Origin of the sequence: Kitasatospora sp. NBC_00240 (assembly GCF_026342405.1) — a bacterium.
Classification (GTDB): Bacteria; Actinomycetota; Actinomycetes; order Streptomycetales; family Streptomycetaceae; genus Kitasatospora.
In genome coordinates this window covers 977411-1004102 of sequence record NZ_JAPEMU010000001.1, presented here as the reverse complement: position 1 = coordinate 1004102, position 26692 = coordinate 977411, and the positions used below count along the sequence as shown (strand labels likewise).

The following is a 26692-nucleotide window of genomic DNA, read 5'->3' as shown; positions in this document are numbered from 1 at the left end:
TTCCATTGGGTCATTCGGTCGATCTGTTGTACCTACTGGTCGTTCCGTTGAATAGTAAGGGATGACCCGTGATCGCTCTTCTGCTGGCCCTGGGCAGCTCACTCGCCTACGGGTGCGCCGACTTCCTCGGCGGCCTCGGGGCCCGGAAGGCCCATGTGCTGCGGACCGTGCTGATCGCGGCCCCGGCCAGCCTCGCGGTCGAACTGCTGCTGTGGCCCTTCCTCGGCGCCACGTTCAGCGCGGGGGCCGTCGGCTGGGGCGCCGCCTCGGCCGCGGCCTTCGCCCTGCTCTACAGCACGCTGGCGATGGGCCCGATGAACGTGCTGTCGCCGGTGACCGCCCTGGTGTCCGCCGCCCTCCCCGTCGGTGTGGGGCTGCTGCAGGGCGAGCACCTGGGCGCCGCCGGACTGGTCGGCCTGCCGCTCGCCCTCGTCGCGGTGGTGCTGATCAGCGCCGGCGCGGGAGCCGGCTCCGCTCGCCCCACCCGTACCGCGCTGCTGCTGGCCCTCGGCGCGGGCGCCGCCATCGCCCTCCAGCTGATCTTCCTGCACCAGGCACCCGCGGACAGCGGCGTGGCTCCGCTGATCGTCGGCCGGGCGGTCTCCTCGGCCGTCACCCTGGCCGCGGCGGGGCTGATGTACCGCAGGCTGGGCTCCGAGCGGCCCGCGTACGCGATGTCGGCGGCCGCCGGCGCCCTGGACTCGGTGGCCAACCTGCTGTTCCTGCTCGCCTCCCGCAGCGGGGACCTCACCGTGGTCGCCGTGATCACCGCCCTCTACCCCGCCGGGACGGTCCTGCTCGCCCGCGCCGTCCTCGGCGAGCGCGTCCACCGCGGCCAGCTCATCGGCCTGGCCACCGCCGCCGTCGCGGTCAGCTGCCTCGCCCTGGCCTGACCGGGCACCGCTCCGTCCCGGCTCCGAGGCACCCGGGCACACGGCTGCTGCCCCCGCCGGAGGACTCAGGACAGGCAGACGAACAGGACGCGGACCAGGCAGCTCGGCGCGGCGGTGGGGGACGCGCCGGTCCCGGCAGGCGGGGTCGCGCCCGGGGTCGAGGGCTCGACCGGAGCGGGGGCCGGCGCCGGCGGCCGCGAGGAGGGTGCGGACGGGGGAGCAGTCGGCTCGGACCGCTCCACCCCCGCCGAAGGCGCGGGCGGCCGCGGCGGATCGGCGGGCGCCGCGCCGGGCAGCTGCGACGGGCCCGGGTGGGCCGGGCCGCCGGCTGCGGGGACCTCGGCCGGGCCGGTGACGCCACCGGGCCGCGCGGCCGGACCGGGGTACGCCGTGGTGGTGTTCGTCCGGGCCGCGTCACCCTCGTCCGGCAGCGGCTCCGCGACGAGCGCCTGGAGCGGTAGCCGTGCACCTGGGCCCGGTGGCTCGGTCCGGATCGCGTCGCCGCCGATCGGCGCGCTCAGGACGGACGAGCGGGGCGGCGCGGATCCCGAGCCCGCACCCGTGATCACCAGCAGGACCACGGCGCCGACGCAGGTGGCCAGCAGGGCCGGCAGCAGGCCGGGTTCGCGCGCCGATCGCCGACCGGGCCCGGCCGTCGTACCGGCGGGCGCCGGGAGGCCGAGCGGGCGGTGGCCGCCGGCGCGGGACGGCCGGGCGGGGGAGCGCGGTGGCAGCAGCCGGACCGTCACCGTGGGGACGGGCTCCGGGGCGGCGTCCGGCAGGGCGTTGGACGCGATCCCGCAACCGGGGCAGGAGATGGCACCGTTGACGTGGCGTCGGCATGTCGGGCAGTACTTCAAGGGACCCTTCCACGGCCGAGGGGGCGCGGCGTCGACGCCCCGGGGAGACGACCACGCTGGCAGAAGGGCGACGAAGCCCTTGCCATCTCGGCGAAATGGCCCACCGCCGGCCGTCCGGGTTGCTACCCTGCCGCGCTCCGGCGTCATGAGTGCGCTCTGCGTCGGGCTTTCCGGTTCCGGGTCGTTCCCACTGGACCCATGACCCGGACGATGCCGGCATCGCTCCCGAGCAGGTCGGGCAGGGGTGGATTGCCCGCCAACGCCCGCGTGGCCGCCAGGAGTCGGCCGCATGCGCCTCGATCGGCCACCAGGTGGGCCCGTGGGGGCGACGAAGACCCCGCCAATAGGATGGACCGATGGCGTCGATCAAGCAGGTCCAAATCACCTTCGACTGCGCGGAACCCCTGCGCGTGGCCCGTTTCTGGTCCCAGGTGCTGGGGTATGTCGTACCGCCGCCGCCGGACGGGTTCGCCGGCTGGGAGGACTTCGACCGCGCGGCGCCGCCCGATCATCAGGGGCCGGCCTCCGCCTCGTGCGCCGATCCCTCAGGAGGGGGACCCCGGCTGTACTTCCAGCGCGTTCCCGAGGGCAAGGTCGTCAAGAACCGGGTGCATCTCGACGTGCGGGTCGGCGTCGGTCTGGTGGGCGACGAGCGGGTGGCCGCACTTGAGGCCGAATGCGCACGGCTGGTCGTGCTCGGAGCGAACCGCGTGCGCATTCTGCTGGCCGACGGCGTCAACGAGTCGTGCCTGCTGATGGAGGACGTCGAGGGCAACGAGTTCTGCCTCGACTGAGTGACCGCGAGCGCCCACCCCGTGAGTCGGCGGTGCGCCCCTCGGCCCCCGTGGCGGTACCGGCGCAGCCCTTCGGCCCCCGTGGCCGTGGCACAGGCCTTCGGCGATCACCGCCGGGCACGGCCTGGATCAGTCCGCGGCCGGTGAAGGCCGGACGTCCGAGCTGCCCGGGGTGCTGTCGCCGGCGCTGTGTCGGAGGATCGCGGGGACGATCGTCGCCCAGTCGGCCCGGTCGACCCCGTGGCCGGCGTCCCGCAGAGCCAGCAGCTTCGCCCCGGGGATCTGCTCCGCGAGGGCCTCGCCGTGGGGGAGCGGGAACATCGGATCGGCCGTCCCGTGGATCACCAGCGTGGGCACGGTGATCGAGCACAGGGGCGCTCGGGGGAGCCCGCCGTCCGGGAGCGAGTCGTGGTTGCGGGCCGCGCCGAAGTCGTAGGCGCGCTCGATGTCGCGCCGGACCAGGCTGCGGGCGGCGGCCTCGTCGAACTGCCGCCTGCCTCCCGCGAGCAGGCGTGCGTAGGCCACCTGCTGTTCGAGCACCGGGTCGGCGCCCGGGGGATCGGCCGGCGTGGCCGCGACCAACCGGACGAACTCCCCGGTCGGTGGGGGCAGTTCGCGGTCACCGGGTACGGCGGCGGAGGTGCTGATCAGAACGAGTGAGCGGACCCGGCCGGCGTGGTCGAGCGCGAGCAGTTGCGCCAGCGCCCCGCCGGCCGAGACACCCACGATGTGCGCCGACGGGATCCCGTACGCGTCGAGCACCCCGACGGCGTCCCGGGCCAGGTCCGCCGCGGTGTACCCGGGGCGGCCCGGCTCGTAGGTGGTCGATCGGCCGGTGTCGCGGTGGTCGTAGCGGATCACGAAGCGCCCGCCCTCGGCGAGCATCCGGCAGAAGCCCTCCTCCCACCAGAGCATCGAGGCCCCCAGGCCCATGACGAGCAGGACGGGCGGGGCCGACCGGTCGCCGAAGGACTCGGTGCACAGCTCGATGCCGTCCGTCCCGACCATGCGCTCGGCCATCGCCGACTCTCCTCCTCTCCAGTCCCGTGGCGCCCGGGCGGCTGGTGCCTCGGCGGCGACGAGCCGCCCGGCTGCCTCCCGTGACGGTTCACGGCGCCGGGTGTCGGCGGCCGTCACCCGCCCTCCGCCCTTCCCCCGTCGACCTTGGGCGGCACCTCGCGACGTGGTTCGCGCCCCGGTCGGCGCGGCCGGCGAAGGCCGGGGCCTCAACGGGTGGGGCGCCGTCCGGTTCGGCGCAGGCGCGCGGCGCCGAACAGCAGGGCACAGGCGAAGACCAGGATGCCGACGACGAGCAGATAGAACAGGCCCTTGACCGTCGCGCCGAGAATCCCGAGCACGACGGCGGCGAGGACCAGGAACAGCAGCCAGGCCACGGCGGTCCACCTCCGGAATTCAGCGGCGTTCAGCGGCGGGCGAGTTGGCGTTCGCCGCCCGCGCCCGGCGCGTACTCCAGCTTGTAGTGGGCGAACACCTCGGGCTCCTGCTCGGCGGTGAGCACCCCGTCCATGTCGATCGAGGGCGCGTCCTTCACGACGCCCTTCCCGAACGCGACCTTGACGTAGCCGGGACCGACGAGCGCCCCGTCCAGCGGAACGAACACCAGACGGTGCCGGGTCGGCAGGCCGACGGTGACGGTGGCGAACGACGGAGCGTCGGTGGACGTGTTCACGTACACCGACTCCAGGATTCCGATCTTCTTGCCGTCCTGGTCGACGACGTCGTGATCACGCCATTCGCGGATGTCGGCGGTCTGGATCATGTGCGGCCTCCGATCAACGGGCATTGCCTTCCATCCTGCGGCCACCTGCGCCCTACCGGCCACCGAGGGTGCGCCGGCGGGCGGCCCCGGAGGGCGTCAGGCCGGGTGGCCGGCGTCGATGTCCTTGACGTCGTGCAGGGCCAGGCTGGCGGTGGCCTCCGGTGCGCGGGTGCTGACCGGGGCGAGGAGGAAGCCGACATGGTCGCCCCAGTCGGCGCGGTCGAGCACCCGGCCGACGAACCAGGCCTCCGCCTCCGCCAGGAGGGGGACCCCGGCCGGGCCCGGCGCCCAGACGACGTCCTCGAACTTGTCGACGCTGTCGCCGCTCCGGCCGCCGAAGCGTTCGGCCAGCTCATGCTTGTCGCGTGGGATCAGGTGGACGGCGAGGGCGTCGCTGCGTGCCGCGACCCCGTAGGTATGGTTCGCCTTGGAGATCCACACCACGAACCGGGCCGGGTCGATCGAGCACTGCCCGGCGAAGCCCGCCAGGCATCCGGCGAGATCACCACCGGCCGCCGCGGTGACCACGTAGACCGGATGGTCCAACAGGGCGGTGAAGGTGCCGAACTGGTTTTCCACGGTCCCTCCAGGTGCGTGCAGCGGGCCGGCCCGGGGCCGCGCGTCGTCCGGGGTGTCCATTTCGTCGGGGTGTCCGGGCGTCATTCGTCGGCCGGACGCGCCGCGCCCTCGTCCTGATCGGCCTCGGGGCGGTCCGGCCTGTCCCGGTCGGCACGTCGCGGTCCGGCTCGGACGTCCCGGACCGGTCGTCGTTGCCGTGGTCCTGCTGGTCCGGCACGCCGCCGGAACCGCCCTTGGAGGGTGTCGTCCATGGCTCGCTCGCCCTTCGCGTGCGCTGCTTCGCGTGCGCTGCTTCACGCGCGCTGCTTCGCGTGCGCTGCTTCGCGTGCGCTGCTTCACGCGCGCTGCTTCACGCGCGCTGCGCGTCTGCCCAGGTCCGCCGACGCGAAACAGCCGGGCACCCGCGAGCGGCCGTCCGCCCGCGCGGGGGACGGAACCGGACCCCGCCGGCATGCTTGGCCGCCGGTGTCGCGGACAAACGCACGGCAGGGCACCCCCGTTCCACCGCGGGTGACCGACCGTGCCCCGGGCGAGCGGCCCGGCCGGGGCGGAGCGGCCTGCCACCTGCGGCGCCGGACCAGCCCACCGGCCTGCCCCGGCGCTCCTGGCGGGCCGCCCCGCCCCGCTACGGGAGAGGCACGCATGCCGTCGGACGACCTGCGTCCCGCGGGTGACCGGGCCGGGCCAGGACTGTCGGAGGCCGGCGTACGATGCGGCCGACCCGGGCGGAGGTGCGGCCCGGCCGAAGTCATCGTGATGCCCGGACCACCGCGGTCCCGGGCACCGCACGGACGGTGTGCGGTGCCCGGGCCGGGAGCGGTCAGCTCTGCGGGGTGAGGGTGACCTGGTCGACGGTCCAGAAGGCGCTGTTGGTGCCGGTGTAGCGGAACTTCAGCTGGGCCGTGGTGGCGCCGGCCGGGACGTTGACGGTGACGGACTCGAAGGTGTTGGTGTTCGCCCGGTAGGACTTCACCAGTTGCGGGGCGCCGCCGTCGAAGGAGACGTAGACGTCACCGGTCTGCGGGCCGTCCACCAGGTAGTCGGTGGCATAGCCGACGACCGCGCTGGTGGCGCCGCCCACCTGGTAGACCGGGCTGACCAGGGTGGAGTCGAACTGGCCGGCGCCGTGCGAGGCGTCGTCCCACTCGTCGGAGTCGGCCACCGCGAAGACGTTGCGGGAGCGGACGTTGGTCTCCCGGCCCTGGCCGCGCTCGGCCGCCGTCCAGAACTCGTCGGTGGCGAACGACCAGCCGCGCCATTCGGTGACACCGCCGGTGGGCATCGCCGAGTTGTCGATGCTCCAGCCCGCCGGCGGGGTGTGGGTGAAGCCGGTGAGGCCGGCGTCGATACCGGTCTCGTCCACCCGGGTCTGCAGGGAGCCGCGCAGGGCGTCGAAGGCGTCGGGGACCAGGCTGGGGATGGGGGTGCCGTCCAGGTTCCAGGCCGGGTTCACCGCGACACCCTCGTGCTGGAGCACGGTCGGGGCGACGTCCACGACCTTCACGTCCCGCCGGACGGAGCCGGGGGTGTAGCCGGCGCCGTCGGCCACCACGAAGGTCTGCCGCTCGACCGCGGAGTTGCCGCCGTGGCCACCCGCGTCGGTGTGGCCGTGGTCGGTGGTGACCATGATCAGCCAGTCCTCGGACGCGTACGTGGGACGGGACTTGACGGCGTCGACGACCTGGCCGACCAACCCGTCCACGCTGTGGATGGCGGCCAGGTACTGCGAGCTCGTCCCGCCGTAGCTGTGGCCGGCCTCGTCGACCTGGTCGAAGTGCAGGAAGGTGGCGTCGGGGTTGCCGTGGGCGAGGTAGTCGGCCGCGTCGGAGGCCGTCTTGGTGTCGTTCTCGCTCTCCGCGATCCGCAGGTCGGCACCGCCGTTGAAGATGGTGTCGGCGACCGGGTTCCAGGAGGCGACGACCAGGGTGGAGGTGGCCGAGGAGGCGGTCTCCAGTCGCTTGCCCAGGCTGGGGTAGAGGTTGAAGTGCGAGCCGGTGAAGGTGTTCTCCTTCACGCCGTGCTTGTCCGGCCAGACGCCGGTGGCGATGGTCGACCAGCCCGGTCCGGAGACGGTGGGGGAGAGCGGGTCGGCGTAGAGGTTGCTCGGGGCGGTGAGACCGTCGGCCATCAGCGCCTTGATCCGGGGGGCGTCGGCGGCGAGCAGTCTGTCGTATCTGGTGCCGTCGATGCCGATCACCAGGGTCTTCGCGGTCTTGGTGCCGTTCGGGAGGTTCTTGTACGTGCCGGGTTTGGGGGCGGCCTGGGCCGGGCCGGCGGCCAGGGCCAGTGGGACGGTCGCGGCGGTGGCGGTGAGTACCGCGAGGAGGGTGGATGCGGGCCTGGTCATCTTCAAGGGGGACTCCTGGGGAGTTGACGGGGAGGGGCCGCCGACGCGTCGGGCGGGGCCGGCCGGGGTCGGTGAGGATCCGGCTGCCGCAGGTGTCCTGGGCGGCCCGCGGCTCACCGCGGGCCCATCGGCCACCACTGCTTGTTCGAAAGGAAGTTGACGGGCGAACGGATCCTGCTGCACAGGCGATCGGCGGCGTCGGCCATGGGTATGGCTCGGGTTCGCGGGGCCGGCCCGGTGGGCCGGGTCGTCGGGGCGGGCCGCCGTCGGGGGCGGCCGTCGTTCGACGGGCGCAAGTCTCCACGGACTCCGGTCACTGACTCCAGACCGGTTATCCAATCGTTACCAAGGGAAAAGCGACATATCGCATCACTGTCTCCCATAGTGACCTGACAAAAACTCGGAGTTCCACGCGAAGGATCAGAATCGCGCAACCGTGGGTCGGGGTCGACGGTCATGCGGAGTTTGTTGCTCGAAGTCGTTCGGGGTGGGCCGGCCGCTGACTTTCGGTTTGTCGGGTGGGTCGGGTCGGACGGACCCGGGCGGGCGGAACGGCGGCCGTCGTGGCGGGGTCGAATACCTGGCTTCCGGTGGCGCGTCGAGGTCCGCGGTGTGAAATTTCGCGAACCAGTTGCCCGCGACGGTTTCCCGCAGGTGAAAAGGGGGCGAACGTCGGTCGGGGATCATCTCGCGGTAGCTGCGGAGTATTCCGGCCCGCGGCCCTGAGGGCGCGTCCCCGGCCTTCGGTCGGCCGGTGGGGTGCCGGGTCCGCGATTGCGGGGCGATCGGCAGGCGTCCGAGGGTGATCGGCCTCGCCCCTCCGTCGGCGCGGTGCCGAACTCCCCAGGGTGTCGCCGAGGTTGATCCGGTCGGCGCGCTGGTCCTGGTCGGACCGCGACCGGCACCCGCTGCTTGCACATGCTCTAATCCGAGCACTAGCATGCACAATCAAGCAGCACCAGCCAGTCGGGAGAACGCCCGGCCCGCCGTGACCGAGGTGCCCCGGGGAAGCCCCGGGGTGGCCGTAGGATGCGGGGAGGAAGCCGGGAAATCACGTGTGTCGTCCCACGCCCGTATGTTCTCCGAATTGCTTCCGACCCCGTCCTTCAGTGGTCCGGAATTTCTCCCGCAGTACACGTGCGCGTCACGATCGAGCCATGCCCGGCCGAAGGGCTGGTCCTTTCCTGCCGCGTCATGTTGTGCGCTTCCTCCCGCCAACAGCTGTCCTACGGCGCGGGCCTGTCGTCAGGTCCGCGTTCCCTTTCGCATAAGCATTTCCGTCTTTCCCTGGTCCAGTGCGGTACCGCACCCTGCCCAAGGGCGGTGCGGTCCCGCTCACAAGAAGGAGTCATCGATGCGGTTGTTTCCCCGGCGAGGCCCTGCCCTCGCCGTTCTGGGCGCCGTCGCCGTTGTGGTGCCGCTGTTGTCGGGCACCACGGCGGTGACCGCCGCACACGCGGTGCCCGCGGTGCCGGCGATCGTGCCCCAGCCGGTCTCCGAGTCGGCCGGTACCGGCAGCGGGTTCACCCTGGCCGCCGGGACGCAGGTCGACGTGCTGTCCACCGCCCCGGCCGCGGTCGGCGTCGGCAGCTACCTGGCGGGACTCCTGGCGCCCGCGACCGGGTTCACCCTCCCGGTGGTCAGCTCCACCCAGCCGCAGAGCGGCGCTCTCGTCCTCGACCCCAACGGCTCGGCCACGCTCGGGGCCGAGGGCTACACCCTCACCTCGAACAGCGGCGGCGTCACCGTGACGGCGCACGGCGCGGAGGGCCTGTTCCGCGGTGTCCAGACCCTGCGCCAACTGCTGCCCGCCGCCGTGGAGTCGCCCACGGTGAAGCCGGGGCCGTGGACGGTCGCGCCCGTGCAGATCTCCGACTCGCCCCGGTACTCCTACCGCGGTGTGATGCTCGACGTGGCGCGCCGCTTCTACCCGGTCGCGCAGGTCAAGCGCTACATCGACGAGGCCGCCACCTACAAGATCAACACCCTTCACCTGCACCTGACCGACGACCAGGGCTGGCGGATCGCGATCGGCGCGCTGCCGAACCTGATCACGGTGGGCGCCAGCACCCAGAGCGGGTTCACCGGCGGCACCTCCTGGTACTACACGGCGGCCGAGTACCAGGACCTGGTCGCCTACGCGAGCTCGCGGTTCATGACGGTCGTCCCGGAGATCGACGGCCCGGGCCACACCAGCGCGGCGCTGGCCTCGGTGGCCAACCTGAACTGCAACAACCAGGCGATCGCGCCGTACTCGGGCTTCTCCGTGGGCATCAGCCTGTACTGCCTGAGCGACTCGCAGCACGTCAGCAACGTCAGCAGCTTCCTGAACACCGTGATCAGCACGGTGGCGGCGCTCACCCCCGGCCCCTACATCCACGTCGGTGGCGACGAGACCCCGCAGGCCACCGCCTCCCAGTACGCCTCGTACGTGTCGGCGGCCGCCTCGGCGACCACCGCGCAGGGCAAGAAGGTGATCGGCTGGCACCAGCTCGGCCAGGGCACCCTCCCGGCCAACAGCCTCCTGCAGTTCTGGGGTGACGCCGGCGACCGCTCCACGGTGGGCACCTCGCAGGAGTCCGTGACCATCCAGCAGGTCCGTTCGGGCGTGGCGCAGGGCGCCGGCTTCATCATGTCCCCCTCGGACCACGCCTACCTGGACATGAAGTACGACTCCAGCACCCCCTACGGCCTGTCCTGGGAGGGCTACGTCTCGGCCCAGAAGGCCTACGACTGGGACCCGACCACCGTCACGGCCAAGACCAACGGCAACTCGCCGGTCGTCCCGGCCGCGCAGATCACCGGCGTCGAGGCCGCACTGTGGGCGGACCGCGCCTACTCCGGCAGCAACAACCTGCCGACCTCCACCAGCCAGTTCCCCGAACCGTCCGTCTACGCCGACCACATGAGCTTCCCGCGGCTGCCGGCGATCGCCGAGATCGGCTGGTCGCCCCAGTCCACCCACGACTGGACCTCCTTCAGCCAGCGTCTCGCCGCGCAGGGTCCGCGCTGGACCGCTGCGGGCATCAACTACTACGCCGCCCCGGACATCTCCTGGCCGACCGGTGGTTCCGGCACCCTGAACGGCGTCCACACCGTCACCACCGGCAGCCAGGCCCTGGACGACCCGGGCAGCTCCACGAGCACCGGCCTCCAGATGGACACCTGGGCCCTGCACGGCGGCAGCAACCAGAAGTGGACCTTCACCCAGCAGTCCGACGGCTCCTACACCCTCGTCAACGGCGCCTCCGGGCTCTGCCTCGACGTGAACGGCGGCTCGATGACCGCCGGGGCGGCCGCCATCCAGTACACCTGCGGCGGCGCCCTCAACCAGCGCTGGCAGGTCACCCCGCTCACCGGCGGCGGCTACACCCTGACCTCGGCCAAGAGCGGACTGCTGCTGACCACCGCCTCGACGACCAACGGCGCGCTGGTCACTCAGCAGACCAACACCAACTCTGCACTGCAGCACTGGACGATCACCTGACCTGACCTGACCTGCACGGCTTGCGGCTGTTTGACGGAGCATCATTTGATGCTCCGTCAAACAGCCATGTCCGTATGCAGATTGAGCATATGCCGTTGAGTCACTGCGTCGAGCATCGGTGCCGGTGGCCCCCCGGCGCCCCATGGACCGCGTGTCGGCGGCGCCCCGAAGGTCACGGAACGATAACCGGTCTGGTCCAAAGTTAACAGCCCCGTCACAGCACGCTTGCCTGCCATACATCTTCCGGACCAACTCTGTTCCCCGTGAGAATCATCATTGTTGGAGCAGGCGTCCTGGGCAGCATGCATGCCTGGCACGCAGTCGAACGCGGCCACGAGGTCGTCCACATCGAGCGCGAGTCGGAGGCTCGCGGCGCATCCGTACGCAACTTCGGCCTGGTCTGGGTCGGCGGCCGGGCGGGCGGGGAGGAGCTGGCGACCGCGCTGCGGGCCCGCGAGCTGTGGGAGGAGATCGGCGCCCGCGTCCCCGCGCTGGGCTTCCGCGGCAACGGATCGCTGACCGTCGTCCGTACCGACGCCGAACTCGCCGTTGCCGAACAGGCCCTGAAACTCCCCGACGCCGAAGCCCGCGGGCTACGGCTGCTGGACGCCGAGGAGACCCGGGCCGCCAACCCCGCCCTGCGCGGCCGGCTGCTCGGCGCCCTGTGGTGCGGTCGCGACGGCGCGGTCGAGCCCAGGGTCGCGCAGCCCGCCCTGCGGGCCGAGCTGGAGCGCTCCGGCCGCTACACCTTCCTGCCCGGCCGGGAGGTGCGCGAGGTGGTCGGCCCCGCGGCCGTCCGCGACGACCGGGGCCGGATCCACACCGGCGACGCGGTGGTGCTCTGCACCGGCGCCTGGCTCGGCGGCCTGGTCCGCGAACTGGCCCCCGACCTGCCGGTCCGCCGGGTGCGCCTGCAGATGATGCAGACCGACCCGCTCGGCGAGCGGCTGACCACCTCCGTCGCCGACGGCGACAGCTTCCGCTACTACCCCGCCTACGCCGGCAGCGCGCTGGACACCCTCGCCGCCGTCCAGCCGCAGGAGCCCACCGCCGCCGAGCACAAGATGCAGCTGCTGATGGTGCAGCGCGCCGACGGCGGCCTGACCATCGGCGACACCCACGAGTACGAGCAGCCCTTCGGCTTCGACGTGGTGGAGGAGCCCTACGAGCACCTCGACACCGTCGTCGAGGATCTGCTCGGACGCCCGTTGCCCCGTATCCGCCACCGCTGGGCGGGCGTCTACGCCCAGTGCACCGACACCACCCGGGTCGTCCACCGCCAGCAGGTCGGTGACGGGATCTGGCTGGTCACCGGCCCCGGCGGACGCGGCATGACCTGCTCCCCGGCGATCGCCGAGACCACCGCCGACGTCCTCGGCCTCTGACCCAAGCACAGGAGCTCAACCATGCACGACATACGACTCGCGGTCCTCGACATGGCCGGCACCACCGTCGCCGACGGCGGCCTGGTGGAGCAGGCCTTCGAACAGGCCGCCGGCAGCCAGGGTGTGACGGCGGGGAGCGCCGAACACGAGCGCATGCTCGCCCACGTCCGCGCCACCATGGGCGAAAGCAAGATCACCGTGTTCCGCCACCTCTTCGGCGACGAGGACCGCGCCCAGGCCGCCAACCGGGCCTTCGAGGCCGCCTACCACGACCTGGTCGACGACGGCCGCTGCCGCCCGCTGCCCGGCGCCGCCGAAACCGTGGACAAGCTCCGCGGAGCAGGCATCAAGGTGGCTCTCACCACAGGCTTCTCCCGGGCCACCCAGGACCGCATCCTCGCCGCCCTCGGCTGGCAGGACCTCGCGGACCTCACCCTCTGCCCCGCCGACGCCGGCCGCGGCCGTCCCTACCCGGACATGGTGCTCACCGCCCTGCTGCGCACCGGGACGGACGCCGTCCAGCAGGTCGCGGTCGTCGGCGACACCGGGTACGACATGCTCAGCGGCCGCAGCGCCGGCGCAGCCGTGGTCGCCGGCGTCCTCACCGGCGCCCACCGCGAGGAGCGGCTGCGGGCCGGCGGCGCCACCCACCTGCTGCCCTCGGTCGCCGAGCTGACCGCCCTCCTGTTCGAGGGGGAGCGGTGACCGCCGCCGGCGGGAGCCCCGTCCTCACCTCGGCGCCCCCGGTCGTACCCGCCCCCGGCGGCGCCCCGGACGCCACCGGGACCGCCCGGTCCGGCCTGCGCTTCCAGGACGTCACCGTCGCCTACCACGGCACCACCGTGCTCGACGGCTTCACCCTGGAGGTGGCCCCCGGCGAGGTGGTGGCCCTGCTCGGTCCCAGCGGATCCGGCAAGACCACCGCCCTGCGCACCGCCGCCGGCTTCACCACGCCGCTGCGCGGCCGGGTGCACATCGGCGGCCGCGACGTCACCGACCTGCCACCGTACCGGCGCGGGATCGGCATGGTGGTGCAGCAGTACGCCCTCTTCCCGCACCTGCGGGTCGAGCAGAACGTGGCCTTCGGCCTCAAGGCGCACAAGACACCCCGGGCCGAGATCGCCGGCCGGGTGGCCCGCGCCCTGGAGATGACCGGGATGGGCGGCTACGCCCGCCGGTACCCGCGCGAGCTCTCCGGCGGCCAGCAGCAGCGGGTCGCCATCGCCCGGGCACTGGCCATCCGGCCGGACGTCCTGCTGCTCGACGAGCCGCTGTCCGCGCTCGACGCGCAGCTGCGCTCCGGGATGCTCGCCGAACTGGCCAGATTGCACCGGGAGTTGCCGCACGTCTCCATCCTCTACGTGACCCACGACCAGCTGGAGGCGCTCACCCTGGCCGACCGGATCGCGGTGATGAAGGACGCCCGGCTGGTGGACTGCGACACCCCGCGGCGCCTCTACCGGCGGCCCGGCGACACCTTCACCGCCGCCTTCGTGGGCCAGGCCAACCTGCTGCCGGTGACCGTCGAGTGGCACGACGGCGGCGTCTCGCTGGCGGGCACCGCGCTGCGCGGCACCCCGACCGCGGGCCTGGCCCCGGGCGACGACGCCGTGCTCTGCGTCCGTCCGCACCTGGTGCGGCTCGGCGCCGAGGGCGACTTCAACGCGCTGGCCGGCACCGTCGGCGACATCCAGTGGCGCGGAGCCGGCCACCGGCTGCTGGTCGACCTGGACGCCGGCCCCCGCCTCACCGCCGACCTCGGCGAGCTGCGCGTTCCGCCCGCCCCGGGCGAGCGGGTCACGCTCTGCTTCGACCCCGAGGACGCCGTGGTGCTCCCCGCCGGCGGAGAGGACCGCAGGGATGGCTAGCGCCCTGTACGAGGCACCCGTCGAGGTACCCGCGCCGGCCGCCGTCCGGCCGGGCCGCCGCCCGCGGTCCGTCCCCGGATGGCTGTGGGCGCTGCCGCCGCTGGTCGGACTCGGCCTGGTCTTCCTCTACCCCCTGGTGCTGGTCGGCTGGCAGTCCGTCACGCCCGACACCGGCGGGCACTCGCTGGCGGCCTGGTCGGACGTGCTGGGCTCGACCGCCTTCCACCGGGCGCTGCGGACCACCGTGTGGATCGCGGCCGGCTCCACCGTCGGCTGCCTGCTGCTGGGCTTCTACCTGGCCTGGGTGATCGCCTTCGTGCCGTTCCCCGGCGCCCGGCTGGTCGGCCGGTTCATCGACCTCTTCGTCGCCCTGCCGTCCTTCCTGATCACCCTGTCGCTCGCCTTCATCTACGGCAGCGCCGGCCTCGCCAACGGCGCCTGGACCGGGCTCACCGGCAGCCACCACCCGCTCTTCGCCTTCCTCACCTCGCCCTGGGGCGTCCTGCTGGCCGAGATCACCTACTTCACCCCGTTCGTCATGCGGCCGCTGCTGGCCGCCTTCTCCCAGGTCGACACCGCGCAGATCGAAGCGGCCGCCTCGCTGGGCGCCCGGCCCGGGCGGATCGTCCGCCAGGTGATCCTGCCCGAGACGCTGCCCGCCCTGGCGGCCGGCGGCAGCCTGGTGCTGGTGATGTCCCTCAACCAGTTCGGCATCGTCCTGTTCACCGGTGCCAAGGACGTCACCACCCTCACCCTGCTGGTCTACAGCCGCGCGGTGCTGGAGTCCGACTACCCCGCCGCCTGCGTGATCGCGGTCGTCAACGTCGTCCTCTCGGTCGCGCTCCACTCGCTCTACCGGCTCTGCCTGCCCCGGGCCGGCAAGGAAGGAGGCAACCGTGCTGGTGCATAGCCGGGCCGCCCGGCTCGCCCACTGGACCTTGTTCCTGCTGCTGGTGGTGCCGATCTTCGCCCTGCCCCTGCTGATGGTGGTCGGTGCCTCCTTCGCCGACCGGTGGGACGGCGCCCTGCCCTCCGCCTTCACCGCCGCCCACTACGCCGACCTCGGCCGCGGCCAGTCGCTGGACGCCCTGACCACCAGCCTCACCACCGCCCTGGTCGCTGGCCTCGCCGCCCTGGTCGTCGGCGGCTGGGCGGCCCTCGCCGCCCGCGGCACCGGCCGGCGCTTCCGGCAACTGCTGGACGGGCTGTTCATGCTCCCGCTGGCGGTGCCCTCGGTGGTGGTCGGCCTGGCCCTGCTGGTCGCCTTCTCCAAGCCGCCGCTGCTGCTCAACGGCACCACCACCATCGTCCTGCTGGCGCACACCGTGCTGGTCACCTCCTTCGCGTACCAGTCGGTGCGGGCCGCGATCGGCCGGCTCGACCCGGCGCTGGAACAGAGCGCCGCCGGCCTCGGAGCCCCGCCCGCGCAGGTGCTCCGGCGCGTCACCCTGCCGCTGCTGCTGCCGTCGCTCACGGCCGCCTTCGGCCTCTGCTTCGCCCTCTCCATGGGCGAGTTGAGCGCCACCATGATGCTGTACCCGCCGGACTGGCTGCCGCTGCCGGTGCGCATCTTCGCCGCCACCGACCGTGGCGCCCTGTTCACCGGGGCGGCGCTGGCCGTGGCGCTGATCGCCAGCACCCTGGTGGTCCTCGCCGCCACCGCCCGCCTGCGCACCCGGGCCTCCTACCGCTGAACCCCGGGCCCGTTCGAACGTCGGCCCGCCCGAACCCTGGCCCCGCTCGAAGGTCGGCCCCGCTGCAACCCGGCCCGCTCCGGGTCTCCCGCTCCCCGTTCGGTGCCCGGTCGCCGAACGCCTCGAGAAAAGACACCCCGCCATGCACGCACGCCTCAGATCGCTCACCGCCGCCCTCGCCGCCCTCGCCCTCGGCGGACCGCTCGCCGCCTGCTCCGGATCCTCCGCGCAGTCCGGCGGCGACGCCAAGGAGATCACCGTCTACAGTGCCGACGGCCTCAAGGCCGAGGACGGCAACGGCTTCTACGACAAGGCCTTCAAGGACTTCACCGCCGCCACCGGCATCAAGGTGAACTACGTGGAGGGCGGCTCCGGCGAGATGGTCCAGCGCCTGCTGCGGGAGAAGTCCAACACCAAGGCCGACCTGGTCGTCACCCTGCCGCCGTTCATTCAGTCCGCGGCGAGCCAGGGCCTGCTGGAGAACTACCGGCCCGCAGGATCGGACCAGGTGGCCGACGGCGACAAGGACCCGGCCGGCGCGTGGACCTCCGTGGTGAAGAACTACCTGTGCTTCATCTACAACAGCAAGGAGGTCGCCGCGCCGCCGAAGACCTGGGACGACCTGCTCGACGGCAAGTACAAGAACAAGCTGCAGTACTCCACCCCGGGCGTGGCCGGCGACGGCACCGCCGTGCTGATCAAGGCCATGCACGACTTCGGCGGCATCCAGGGCGCCACCGACTTCCTGGGGAAGCTGCAGAAGAACAACGTCGGGCCGTCCTCCTCCACCGGCCAGCTCGCCCCCAAGGTCAACAAGGGCGAACTGCTGGTCGCCAACGGCGATGTGCAGATGAACTTCGCCAACCGGTCGGCGATGCCCAACCAGGCCATCTGGTTCCCGGCGGCGAAGGACGGCCGGCCCAGTACCTTCTCCCTGCCCTACGCCGCGGGCGTGGTGAAGAACGCGCCGCACCGGGAGAACGCCAGGAAGCTGCTGGACCACCTGCTCACCCAGGAGGTCCAGCAACAGGCCACCACCCTCGCCGGCGGCTTCCCGGCCCGCGCCGACGTCACCCCCGGTGGCGACAACGCCGCCAAGCTGAGCGGGCTGCTGGACGGGGTGGAGCTCTTCACGCCGGACTGGAACGACATCGACGCCAACCTCAAGTCCTACGTCGGCGCCTGGAAGCAGGCGACCGGCAGCTGACCGCGGGGCCGGCCGGCGGCGCACCGGAGCGCCGCCGGCCGGCGCACGGCCGGCATCAGCCGGCGGCCGGTGTTCGTCCGACCGTGGACGTCCGCCCGTCCGGGCCGGTGCGCCGCTGCGTCCGGGCCGGTGCGCCGTCGCGTCCGGGCCGGCCGTCAGCGCGTCGGCGCCGGGCCGGTGGAGCCGCGGACGACGAGTTCGGTGGCGAGTTCGACGTGCAGAGCCTCCACGGTGTGGCCCTCCATCAGGCGGGTCAGCAGGCTGACGGCCATCCGGCCGAGCTCCTCCAGCGGCTGGCGGACGGTGGTGAGCATCGGCACGGTGCTGCTGCTCAGGTAGATGTCGTCGAAGCCGGTGATCGAGAGGTCCTCCGGGCGCGGGGAAGGCCGTCGTACCGAGTGAGATCAGCGAGTCCTCCGCGATTCGCCGGACGGTCCGGTCCGGAGCCGCGAGGTCCCAACTGGTGGGTGGTCATGGGGTGGAGGCTGGAGTGCCGGTCCGACAACGGGGCCTGTCGGTCCGTGGGTTCGGGCACGGGGCCCCGTACGGTGAGCCGCTCGAAGGCCCGGTCACGGGGCCCGCCGTTCCCGGTGCGGTCGCCTGCCCGTGGTCGCGGCCCCGGGCAAAACCGGTGGCGGCGGAAGAACGTGGACGACAGGATGGCGCCGGTGGACACCCTGCCCGCATCGCCCCGCCCGTTCCCCGTGCCGATCCCGGACCCGCGGTCCCGCACCATCGCTCCCGACTACGCGGGTATGGAAGCGCTGGTGCGCGCACTCGTCCTGCCGGCCCGGGCGTCCATGCAGGTCATGAGCGCGTTGGAGACCTCCCGCGAACTTGTCCGGCACTCCTACCACCGGTACGAGTTCGCGACCGTCGCCGTCACGCACTCGCTCTACGCGCTGGAGCACGTCCTGGCCGAACGGCTGGATGTCGCCGAGCCGCTCGAAGGCCTGATCGAGCGGGCGGCCGACGCGGGGCTGCTCGCGGTCGAGCTCGCCGCCGAGCTGGACCGCGGCCGGGTGGTGCGAGACCGGCTCGCGCACGGGGCCGCGTCAAGTGCCGCCCTCAACCCGGTCAGGGCCGTCAAGATGCTGGAGAACGTCTTCGCCGCGGTCGCTCTCCTGCTTCGCCCGGCGTCGACGGCCGGGCCGGCCGCCGCCGGTACGACCGCGACACAGGCCGACGAGCTCCTTGCCCGGCTCCGGGAGGACCACTGCCGGGCGCCGTTCCCCGTCGGCTTCGTCGGTGTGGACCTCGCCAGCGTGGAACTGGTCCTCCTGGACGCGGACGTCGCTGTCCTGGTCCGGCAAGAGCTGGCCGGCGGACTCGACGACGACGGCATCGCCCTCCTCTGGTCGTGCATAGCGGGCCTCGACAAGATCATGCCGCTGATCAACGAGGAGTACTGCGCCTCCTACTTTGCGAGACTCCGAAGGATGGCCGGCCTGGCGGCCTCGCGCCACATTCCCGCCGCGACCTGACGGGCGCGTGCGCCCCCCGTAAGCCACCGGCGATCCACATGCGCCCCGGCGCCCGAGCCGGGACCACCAGGGCTTCGGCAAAGTCACGGGATGTCCGGTTCGTGATCATGTGAGCCCGAGGAGGGCAAGCGGTCGCCTCGGTTCTCTCGCGTTGTGTCGGAGGGCGGTGGCGATGTTGCGGACTCCTGCGAGTCGGAGGGCGCCGATGGCGAGGTTGCGCCAGGTGGCCATGGTTCGGGGGGCGTTGCCGGTGCGGAGCTGGGAGGCGTCCTCGGCGAAGGTGACGTCACGGATGTGGTGGAGGGCTTCGATGGTCCAGTGGCCGCGGATGAGGGCGGCGAGCTGGGCGGGGGTGGCCCGGTCGGCGGTCAGGCTGGTGACCGCGTAGATCGTCTTGATGGTGACCTTGCCGGTCTTGCGGTTCGTTCGGCGGCGCTTGAGCTGGACTGCCTGTGCCGCGTGCGGGAAGAGCAGGTTGCTCACGGTGGCCGCCTTGATGCGGCGGATCTCGCTGCGGCCGTGTCCTGTCTCCCGAGTGCGTCCTGGAGCGGGATCGCTTTCCAGGGAAGGGATTTGAGCTGTTTGCGGAGCTTCTTCTGGTTGCCCTTGACGATCACGATGTAGTGCGCGGACCGGCCGGTGACCAGGTAGTCGGCGTGCTCGCGCTGGGTGTGCATCGCGTCGCTGGTCACCACGGCGCCGGCGAGGCCGGCGACGGTGTCCAGGAGCGGCTGGAAGCAGGTGATCTCGTTCGTCTTCTCGCCGACGTCGAGTTGGGCGAGGACATTGCCGGCGGTGTGGTCGAGGGCGGCGAGCAGGTGGATCTTCCGGCCGTGTGCGCGGGCGGCGCCGCGCAGGCTCTTGCCGTCCACTGCGATCGCCCGCAGGGCTGTGGCCTGCGTGTTTGGTTGACGGTCGGTGAGCCAGCCGCCTACGGCGCGATCGAGCGCATCAGCGTCGATCCGGACCAGGACCCGGCGGATGGTCGCCTCGCCGGGCACCTTGTGACGTGTGATCAGCGGATCGTGCCGGGCTCCCAGCGCGAGGAGTACGTCGCGCGGGGCGTCGGCGGCCCACTCGCTGATCGCCAACAGCGAGGTCGCGCCGGCCAGTACAGCGGCTGCGGCCAGGGCGAGCACGTGGACCAGGGCGTGCCGGACCCCGCGGGGGGTCGCGCGGGTCGGGGACTTCGGCGAGGCGTTCCAGCAGGCCGGGGAGTTCGTCGAGTCCGGCCGACAGCTGGTCGCGGAGTTGCTCAAGAGCAGGCGGGATCGGTGATGATGTGGCGGCAGGCACGGTTTTCCATCGGGATCACGGGGCGTCGAGAACTCCATGATCTTGGAAGTCCATGCCTGCTTCACGTCCGAATTGGTCCACCCGCCGCAGACCGTGACCAATCGGACGATCCGTCACTGCCTTCAGCGCGTGATTGCGGATAGTGACCGCGGTTGGATGGCCATCGGGCCTTGCCGATCTGCGCAGGCTGCTGCCCACACCTAGCCTGGAGGTATATGGGGCTAGGCAAAAGGTGCGAGCGCAGTACTGCCGAAGGGTTCCGGCCTTCGGCACCGAGGTCGGGTGTGCTCGCGCGCTTCGGCCGCGCTCACGCCCAGCCTTTCCGACCGATGTGGCCTCGACGAAAGGGACGTTCTGATGGACATCGTAATTGTGCGAGCCGCACAACCGATCAAGGCTGGCCAGGTGGTCCGCACCACAGGATCATCGGTCACCCCCACTCCCCCTGCTGTCAAACCGATCACCGTAACTGTCCCTGCTGTCGAGGAGTTACATACCATTCCGTTCTTTGGGGTTGCGCTGGAGCCGGCAAAAAGGGCTGGAGATGACGTCAAAGTCCAAATAGGCGGTGCTTTCAGCGGCCGCCTGGGCCGCGGTAAGTTCGGCGCGGTTGGCGTCAACAGTTCGGGACAGATCGTCCGCGCTGCGGATGAAATTGACAAATGCGTGAGCGCTCCGAACTGGATTGGCGACTGCGATGAATCGGGCACGGTGACAGTCCGGCCCCGCCGCGACACGCGGCTGAGCGTGCTCTACTTCGGAGCGATGGGAAACAACAAAGACGACGACACAGGCGCGATCCAAAGCGCCCTCGACTGCGCGATGCGACTCGGCACTACTCATGGCAAAGTCGTCTACCTTCCTCCGGGAGACTACCGGATTACGAAGCCTATTGTCGTCAGGCACCATTGCATTCTGGAGGGAGCTGGGGGAACTGGTCTTGGTGTCACTGAAAATACTCGCATACTCGCCGATGTGAAAACAGGAGATTTCAACCTGTCTACTGCGACCGGTATCGGTCCAGTTGCAGGAGAGACTGTTTATTGTGCGATTGCCCTGGTGGGATCTTGGACCTCCGGACCGCCTGCTCCAGATCCCTCGAATGATCGTGCAGACTATGCTGTGCTTCGCCAGTTCACCCTCAAGTCGGATCCCGACCAAGGGATGGAATTCATGACAATTCATTCTTGGGCTGCACCTTTGTTTCGTGTCACGCGGCGCACAACCGTCACCGACAGTACAACTGTGATCACGAAGCTCCACAGTTCGCCGTGTACATCGGCTGCTACGGCGAAGGGGATGCCCCGTCGGTGTTCAAGGGCGGGAATATCGCTGTAGTCGGAGGGGATATGATTATCACCTCGGACTCAATATACTGGGGCTATGGCGCCGTCAAAAAAGGGCCCTCTACTCTGAAAGTGACGAACAAGTATTCCAAATATCCCGAGTATTTTATCTCCGCGAATGGGGCGGGGGTCGATATCGAGGAAGATGAGCTGCAGACGCCCGGGAATGGATACTATTATCGAGCAGTCCATGCCGGGCATACATTCGGAAAGAATGGTAAGCCCCCCGATGGTATGCCTGACTTCCCGAAGGAGGTCGGGCAGACGCTTGAAGAGCTCGATCATTTGCTGTGGAGATGTGAGGGCAAATATAGGATTGAGTTCTCAACGGTCAACAAACTCGGGGATGCTTCGGATTCCACGATCATTCAGGATTACGGCTCCCTCGCGCCGGACGACCAGTGGAGCGCCCTCTTCCGTATCCAAGTCCAGACAGCTCCCGACGCGGTCAAGGGCCGGATCGAAACATCCCTTGTGAGCCCGGCGAATCACCACACTTACTATCAAACCGCGTACGAAAACGGTCCGGTTCCCGGCGCGCTGATGCTTCCGGAAGCCTGGATTGGAAACTACCTCTTCGGTGAGCGGCGAATCGCTATTGTTCATAATGGAACTCCGTGGAATACGTCTGCCGGTAGCTGCAACTTCTACGGTCCGGGTGATCTGCTTCTCAATGCCACCGGAGCAACGGCGCGCCAAGGCCCGATCGGGTGGGCGGTGAACGCCCCGTGTGGAAGGCGGTCGGCGGCTCTTGCCTGGAGTGACGGAAAGCACTACAAGATAGGGCAAACCGTCAAGCCGGCGAGCGCCAATGGATTCGTATATCGACTGATCGCCTACATAGGCGGCCCGTCGAACCAGCTGCTCAAGGTCTCCGGTGTGAAGGAGCCGCCGCCCTGGCAACAACCGGGGCCGGGGCGGAGTGTCGGAGGCCTGACTTCCGACAATCACCTTCAATGGCAGACGATCTATGACCTGGATGCAAACCCAGGGATCATTGAACCACTTCCTCATGGCGTGACAGGACAGGCTGACTCGAGAGCAACGGATATTGCTCAGCTGAAGGCTGATTTCAACGCACTTCTCGCTAAGATGAGAGATGCGAACCTATTGGAACGGAACTGAACCGCAAGACCGGCAAGGTCACCATCAAGACGATCTACGCGGTCACCAGCCTGACCGCTGACCGGGCCACCCCCGCCCAGCTCGCCGCCCTCATCCGCGGCCACTGGACCATCGAAGCCCTCCACCACATCCGTGACGTCACCTTCGCCGAGGACGCCTCCCAGCTCCGCACCGGCAACGCCCCCCGAACCATGGCCACCTGGCGCAACCTCGCCATCGGCGCCCTCCGACTCGCAGGAGTCCGCAACATCGCCACCGCCCTCCGACACAACGCGAGAGAACCGAGGCGACCGCTTGCCCTCCTCGGGCTCACATGATCACGAACCGGACATCCCGTGACTTTGCCGAAGCCCTGCCGGGACCACCGTTCCCCGTGCCGAGGGGTTCTTTTCAGGGCGCCCCGGGCGAGTGGGGCTCCGCCGTCTGCCGGGGCTTGGCATATCGTCCGTCAATTGATCCGAACGAAGGGTCTTCGGGCGCTGGCGTACCCCCACCGTCCCCGCTTCGATAGCTTTGTGCGTAGACGTCCTATTGGTGGGCGTCAGTCCGGGAGGAGTGCGCCGTGCGTAGGTTTTCCGCTGTGGTGGCCGTGGTTGTGGGGGTCGTCGCTCTGGTCTTCGGCAGTACCGCCATGGCGGGGCCGCCGGGGGCACGGCTCGCTGGCCGGTACCTGAATGTGCATCAGTGCGTCTATGTCGGCAGTGGCGGGCACTATACGAACGTGCTGCCGAACACGGCGAACGCGGCCTTCAATACGGGCACGAACCTCTCCGGGGTGCCGGACGCGACGCTCTCCTGCGGCCCGGGGAGCGGTGGTTGGCGGCAGGCGCCCGCCAACTCCGCCGTGAAGGCCTTTGACCTCACCGCCGGCCGGTACCTGAACCTGCACCAGTGCGTGTACTTCTCGGCCGGGCAGCACTACACCGCGATCCTGCCGAACACGCCGAACGTCAACTTCAACACCGGCACCAACGTCTCCGACACGCCCGACACCCGGCTGAACTGCGGCCCCGGTGCTGGTGGTTGGACCCTGCTGCCGGCCAATTCCGCCGTCAGGCCCTTCGACCTGGCCGCCAATCGCTTCCTCAACCTGCACCAGTGCGTGTGGACCTCGGCCGGGATGTACTACATGGGGCTGCTGCCGAACACGCCGAACGTCAACTTCAACACCGGCACCAACGTGTCCAACGCCGCCGACACCGCCCTGAGCTGCCACCCCGGTGGCGGTGGTTGGTCGCTCGACGGGCTCGACTCGGCGTTCCGGCCCCTGGGCAGCTGAGCCTGGACACCCGCACGCCTCTGCTGCCGGTCGCCCGCCCGCCCGTGCGGTCGACCGGCAGCCCGTGGGGAAATGCCGGTGATCGGCCCGGCGGCGAGCGGCAGAATGACGACATGACTGAGTCCGATCCCAAGGTTGTCCTCCGCCTCTACCTGCAGTTCGCCCGCGATGCCCTGTTGTGGAAGCTCGAAGGTCTCTCGGAGTACGACATCCGGCGGCCGCTGACACCGACCGGCACCAACCTCCTCGGCCTGGTCAAGCACGCGACCGGGGTGGAACTCGGTTACTTCGGTGCCACGTTCGGACGTCCGGCCGCCGGGCCCCTGCCCTCGGCGTCGAATGCCGCCGAGCCCAACGCGGACATGTGGGCCACCGCCGACGAGTCGCGGGCGCAGATCATCGAGGGGTACCGCCGGGCGTGGGAGCACGCGGACACGACCTTCGACGCCCTGGAGCTGGACGCGGTCGGCCAGGTCCCCTGGTGGCCGCCCGGGCAGGACGACGTGACCCTGTTCCACGCCCTGGTCCGGGTGATCGGCGACACCCACCGGCACGCCGGCCATGCCGACATCGTGCGTGAACTCATCGACGGCTCCGCCGGGATGAGCAGGACCAACATCGGCCTGGCGTCCGACGACCCGGCCTGGTGGGAGAAATACCGGGACCAGTTGGAGCAGGTGGCCAAGGAGGCCGACCGGGGCCTGTAGCACCCGTGCCGCTGCCCTCCGGCCGTGACCGGCCGGAGGGCAGCGAGGGCATCGGCGCGGTTGCGCGGCCGGGCGGCGCGTCAGGTGGTGATGGTGGCGACGGGTTCGAGGCCGTAGGTTCGGGCGTAGCCGTTCTCGGTGCCGACGAGCAGGTCGACGACCTCGAAGTAGCGGTCCCAGAAGGGGGTTTCGCGCAGGGCGTCGATGAGGAGCTGGTAGGCGTGGTGGTCCTCGGCCTCCCACATCCAGACGTCGGTGACGCGCGCGGAGTAGAACTCCGTGTCGTAGAAGCGTGACCGGACGCCGGTGGTCCTGGCCTCGATGGCCGGCAGGACCTGGGTGGTGAAGGCGTGCACGCGTTCCGGGACGGTCAGGGCGAGCCACTCGGGTGTGGTCTTGACCAGCATGAACGCCGTGACCGGGGGTTCGGTCCGTTCGGCGGGCGTCGGTTCGGTCGTTTCAGCGGGCATCAGGGTGCCTCCAAGGTGGCAGGTGGTCTTGGTTCGCCGGGTTCGCCGGGTTCGGCGGGGTCGGCGGGGCCGATGTGCTCCGGCGCCGGGTGGCGGGCTTCAGGAGAGGACGGCGGGCTTGAGGGTCCGGGCGCACCACTGCTCGAAGGTGGTGGGGGAGCTGGTGCCCGGGGTGCGGGCGACGCCGGCGTCGAGACCTTCGTCCTTGGCGCGCTTCATGTCGACGATGCCCTGGACGAATTCCTTGTTGAGGCCGTAGCCGACCAGGGTGCGGTACATCTCGTCGAGGGGCTGGCGTTCGTAGCGGACGGGGCGGCCGAACTGTTCGGTCATGATGCGGGCCAGGTCGTCGGGGGAGAGGTCCTGCGGCCCGAGGACCGGGACGTCGTCGGCGCCGGTCCAGGAGCGGTCCAGCAGCAGGCCGGCCGCGGCGGCCGCGATGTCGGCGACGGCGACCATGGGGGCCTTGCGGTCGGCGTCGACGACGTCGGCGAAGACGCCCTTCTCGCGGATCGAGTCGACCTCCTCGAGCAGGTTCTCGAAGAAGGACGGGTTGGCCAGGGCCCGGTAGGCGACGCCGGCGCCGGCGACGAGTTCGTCCATGGCGAGGGAGGCGGTGACCAGGCCGGCCCGGTCGGCGAGCGGGGTGCCGCGGCCGAGCGCGGAGACGCCGACGACATGGCCGACACCGTGGGCGGCGAGGGCCTGGACGGCGGGGCGGGTGAAACCGGTCCAGGCGTCGTGCGGGGTGAGCGAGGCGTCCGGGGGGACGAGCCAGAAGACGGCGTCCGCACCGTCGAAGGCCCGGTCGAGGACCTCGGCGTCGCCGTGCGAGCCGGTGACCACCTCGGCGCGGCCGCGCACCGCGTCCGGAAGCCGGGCGGGATCGCGCACGATCACCCGCAGTTCCTCGCCCGCGGCGGGGGCGGACTCCAGGAGCAGGGAGAGCAGGTGACGGCCGATGTTCCCGGTGGGAGCAGTGATGACGATCATGAAAACCTCTTGGGTCGTGCCGGTTCGGTACGTCCCTCATCCTGCTGAGGACCGCCGTGCTGCCACAATGGGAACATCGGCACGGAATCATTGACTGAAATGGAATAATGCTGGTGAGCAGCCCTGATCCGGTCATCGACGCCAATCTCGCCATCGCGCTGGACGCTCTGCTGACCGAGCACAGCGTGACCCGCGCCGCCGCCCGGCTGCACACCTCGCCCGCCGCCATGAGCCGCACCCTCGCCCGGCTGCGCCGCATCCTCCAGGACCCACTCCTGGTCCGGGCCGGCCAGGCCATGGTTCCCACTCCACGCGCCCAGGCCCTGCGCGAGGAAGCCGCCGCGGTGGTACGCAGCCTCGGAGCGCTGCTCAGCCCCGGCGCGAGCGTGGACCCCGCCGGCCTCAGCAGCACCTTCACCCTGCAGGCCGCCGACCTGGTCGGCGCGGCACTGGCCCCCGGCCTGCTGCGACTGGCCCAGCGGGAGGCGCCGGGGGTCTCGTTCCGGATCCGGGCCGAAGAACTGGAGGCCGGGCCCGCCCTGCGCGACGGCCGGATCGACCTGGAGATCGGCTCCATCGACCACGTGGACCCCGAGACCCGGGTCGAGGAGCTGGTCAGCCTCCGTATGGTGGCCGCCGTCCGGCCCGGCCATCCGCTCACCGAGGGGCCGCTGACCCCGGCCCGGCTCGCCGCCGCCCAGCACGTCGCGGTCAGCCGCCGCGGCCGGTTCACCGGCCCCCTCGACACCGCCCTGGCCGAGCAGAACCTCCGGCGGCGGGTCGGCGTCGTCCTCCCCGGTCACCTGGCCGCGATGACCCTCGCCGCCCGCACCGACGTCGTCTGCCTGGTACCCGCCGCGCTCCCCGGCGCGGCCCCCTCACCCCTCACCCACGACGCCGACGCCCTCGGACTGCGGCTCCTCGACATCCCGCTGACCCTGCCGCCACTGACCATCGGCATGGCCTGGCACCCCCGGCACACCTCCGACGGAGCCCACCGCTGGCTCCGCGACGCCGTCCGCCGGACGCTCCGCACACCGACCGCGGCTGCCGGGATCACCGGGCCCGACGCGCCGGACCGCAAGTAGGACGACACCG

At 71.0% G+C, this 26692-nt stretch carries 26 protein-coding genes and 1 pseudogene; 16 read left to right on the top strand and 11 right to left on the bottom strand.

All coding sequences use genetic code 11. The features are described from left to right. The first annotated feature begins 68 nt into the window (after positions 1–68). Positions 69–893 (top strand): EamA family transporter, encoded by an 825-nt coding sequence (locus OG689_RS04215; RefSeq protein ID WP_266317837.1) that lies wholly within the window; start codon positions 69–71, stop codon positions 891–893. A 65-nt stretch (positions 894–958) separates the two neighbouring features. Here OG689_RS04215 and OG689_RS04210 read toward each other — a convergent pair whose 3' ends face one another. Further along, positions 959–1753, bottom strand: coding sequence for a hypothetical protein (locus tag OG689_RS04210; protein WP_266317836.1), 795 nt, complete (start codon positions 1751–1753; stop codon positions 959–961). A 356-nt stretch (positions 1754–2109) separates the two neighbouring features. On the opposite strand from OG689_RS04210, the gene OG689_RS04205 reads away from it, so the two are divergent. After that, the gene (locus tag OG689_RS04205) at positions 2110–2547 is read left to right on the top strand and encodes a VOC family protein (RefSeq protein WP_266317834.1); all 438 of its coding nucleotides are present in this window, start codon (positions 2110–2112) and stop codon (positions 2545–2547) included. Between the two features lie 129 nt (positions 2548–2676). On the opposite strand, the gene OG689_RS04200 is transcribed toward OG689_RS04205, so the two are convergent. The 5 genes from OG689_RS04200 to OG689_RS04180 all read right to left on the bottom strand — a co-directional run bounded on the left by OG689_RS04200 (position 2677) and on the right by OG689_RS04180 (position 7253). After that, entirely contained in the window at positions 2677–3567 is an 891-nt protein-coding gene (locus OG689_RS04200) for an alpha/beta fold hydrolase (RefSeq protein ID WP_266317833.1), read from the bottom strand. A 206-nt stretch (positions 3568–3773) separates the two neighbouring features. After that, entirely contained in the window at positions 3774–3941 is a 168-nt protein-coding gene (locus tag OG689_RS04195) for a hypothetical protein (RefSeq protein ID WP_266317832.1), read from the bottom strand. Between the two features lie 29 nt (positions 3942–3970). Next, positions 3971–4327 (bottom strand): PRC-barrel domain-containing protein, encoded by a 357-nt coding sequence (locus OG689_RS04190; RefSeq protein ID WP_266317831.1) that lies wholly within the window; start codon positions 4325–4327, stop codon positions 3971–3973. A 96-nt stretch (positions 4328–4423) separates the two neighbouring features. Next, the gene (locus tag OG689_RS04185; protein WP_266317829.1) at positions 4424–4906 is read right to left on the bottom strand and encodes a flavin reductase family protein; all 483 of its coding nucleotides are present in this window, start codon (positions 4904–4906) and stop codon (positions 4424–4426) included. 820 nt (positions 4907–5726) lie between these two features. Further along, positions 5727–7253 (bottom strand): alkaline phosphatase family protein, encoded by a 1527-nt coding sequence (locus OG689_RS04180; protein ID WP_266317828.1) that lies wholly within the window; start codon positions 7251–7253, stop codon positions 5727–5729. A gap of 1354 nt (positions 7254–8607) precedes the next feature. On the opposite strand from OG689_RS04180, the gene OG689_RS04175 reads away from it, so the two are divergent. The 7 genes from OG689_RS04175 (at position 8608) to OG689_RS04145 (ending at position 16894) form a co-directional block, all read left to right on the top strand. Continuing rightward, entirely contained in the window at positions 8608–10740 is a 2133-nt protein-coding gene (locus tag OG689_RS04175) for a family 20 glycosylhydrolase (RefSeq protein WP_266317826.1), read from the top strand. Positions 10741–11003: 263 nt separating this feature from the next. After that, the gene (locus OG689_RS04170) at positions 11004–12125 is read left to right on the top strand and encodes a TIGR03364 family FAD-dependent oxidoreductase (RefSeq protein WP_266317825.1); all 1122 of its coding nucleotides are present in this window, start codon (positions 11004–11006) and stop codon (positions 12123–12125) included. A 21-nt stretch (positions 12126–12146) separates the two neighbouring features. Continuing rightward, the gene (locus OG689_RS04165) at positions 12147–12830 is read left to right on the top strand and encodes a phosphonatase-like hydrolase (protein ID WP_266317823.1); all 684 of its coding nucleotides are present in this window, start codon (positions 12147–12149) and stop codon (positions 12828–12830) included. A 95-nt stretch (positions 12831–12925) separates the two neighbouring features. Further along, a complete protein-coding gene (locus OG689_RS04160; protein ID WP_266326854.1) occupies positions 12926–13993 on the top strand; it encodes an ABC transporter ATP-binding protein in 1068 nt (355 codons plus the stop codon). Next, the gene (locus tag OG689_RS04155) at positions 13986–14903 is read left to right on the top strand and encodes a 2-aminoethylphosphonate ABC transporter permease subunit (protein ID WP_266317822.1); all 918 of its coding nucleotides are present in this window, start codon (positions 13986–13988) and stop codon (positions 14901–14903) included. The genes OG689_RS04160 and OG689_RS04155 overlap by 8 nt, the downstream gene beginning before the upstream one ends. Further along, positions 14890–15687, top strand: coding sequence for an ABC transporter permease subunit (locus tag OG689_RS04150; protein ID WP_266317821.1), 798 nt, complete (start codon positions 14890–14892; stop codon positions 15685–15687). The genes OG689_RS04155 and OG689_RS04150 overlap by 14 nt, the downstream gene beginning before the upstream one ends. A gap of 142 nt (positions 15688–15829) precedes the next feature. Beyond that, a complete protein-coding gene (locus OG689_RS04145; protein ID WP_266317819.1) occupies positions 15830–16894 on the top strand; it encodes a 2-aminoethylphosphonate ABC transporter substrate-binding protein in 1065 nt (354 codons plus the stop codon). 155 nt (positions 16895–17049) lie between these two features. Here the strand turns inward: OG689_RS04145 and OG689_RS04140 are convergent. After that, positions 17050–17256 (bottom strand): annotated as a pseudogene (locus OG689_RS04140) (substrate-binding domain-containing protein); the annotation flags it as partial. Positions 17257–17541: 285 nt separating this feature from the next. Between OG689_RS04140 and OG689_RS04135 the strand changes: the two are divergent. Next, a complete protein-coding gene (locus OG689_RS04135; RefSeq protein WP_266317817.1) occupies positions 17542–18378 on the top strand; it encodes a hypothetical protein in 837 nt (278 codons plus the stop codon). A 105-nt stretch (positions 18379–18483) separates the two neighbouring features. Here OG689_RS04135 and OG689_RS04130 read toward each other — a convergent pair whose 3' ends face one another. After that, positions 18484–18861, bottom strand: a complete 378-nt coding sequence (locus OG689_RS04130; RefSeq protein ID WP_266317815.1) for a transposase — start codon at positions 18859–18861, stop codon at positions 18484–18486. Next, positions 18858–19637 (bottom strand): ISAs1 family transposase, encoded by a 780-nt coding sequence (locus tag OG689_RS04125; protein ID WP_266317813.1) that lies wholly within the window; start codon positions 19635–19637, stop codon positions 18858–18860. Before OG689_RS04125 ends, OG689_RS04130 begins: the two co-directional genes overlap by 4 nt. A 394-nt stretch (positions 19638–20031) precedes the next feature. On the opposite strand from OG689_RS04125, the gene OG689_RS04120 reads away from it, so the two are divergent. The 5 genes from OG689_RS04120 to OG689_RS04100 all read left to right on the top strand — a co-directional run bounded on the left by OG689_RS04120 (position 20032) and on the right by OG689_RS04100 (position 24131). Beyond that, on the top strand, positions 20032–21012 hold the full coding sequence (locus OG689_RS04120) for a glycosyl hydrolase family 28-related protein (protein WP_266317811.1): 981 nt from the start codon (positions 20032–20034) through the stop codon (positions 21010–21012). Positions 21013–21092: 80 nt separating this feature from the next. After that, entirely contained in the window at positions 21093–22145 is a 1053-nt protein-coding gene (locus tag OG689_RS04115) for a hypothetical protein (RefSeq protein WP_266317809.1), read from the top strand. Then, positions 22130–22462, top strand: a complete 333-nt coding sequence (locus tag OG689_RS04110; protein WP_323189375.1) for a transposase — start codon at positions 22130–22132, stop codon at positions 22460–22462. The genes OG689_RS04115 and OG689_RS04110 overlap by 16 nt, the downstream gene beginning before the upstream one ends. 404 nt (positions 22463–22866) lie before the next feature. Further along, complete coding sequence (locus tag OG689_RS04105; RefSeq protein ID WP_266317807.1) at positions 22867–23424, top strand: hypothetical protein; 558 nt, start codon at positions 22867–22869, stop codon at positions 23422–23424. 113 nt (positions 23425–23537) lie between these two features. Then, positions 23538–24131: a DinB family protein gene (locus OG689_RS04100; RefSeq protein WP_266317805.1), complete on the top strand. Its 594-nt coding sequence runs from the start codon at positions 23538–23540 to the stop codon at positions 24129–24131. 80 nt (positions 24132–24211) lie between these two features. Here the strand turns inward: OG689_RS04100 and OG689_RS04095 are convergent, their stop codons facing one another. Further along, a complete protein-coding gene (locus tag OG689_RS04095) occupies positions 24212–24601 on the bottom strand; it encodes a darcynin family protein (protein ID WP_266317803.1) in 390 nt (129 codons plus the stop codon). 99 nt (positions 24602–24700) lie between these two features. Then, a complete protein-coding gene (locus OG689_RS04090) occupies positions 24701–25594 on the bottom strand; it encodes an NAD(P)H-binding protein (protein WP_266317802.1) in 894 nt (297 codons plus the stop codon). Between the two features lie 107 nt (positions 25595–25701). Between OG689_RS04090 and OG689_RS04085 the strand changes: the two genes are divergently transcribed. Beyond that, entirely contained in the window at positions 25702–26682 is a 981-nt protein-coding gene (locus OG689_RS04085; protein ID WP_266317800.1) for a LysR family transcriptional regulator, read from the top strand. The last annotated feature ends 10 nt before the right edge of the window (positions 26683–26692 follow it).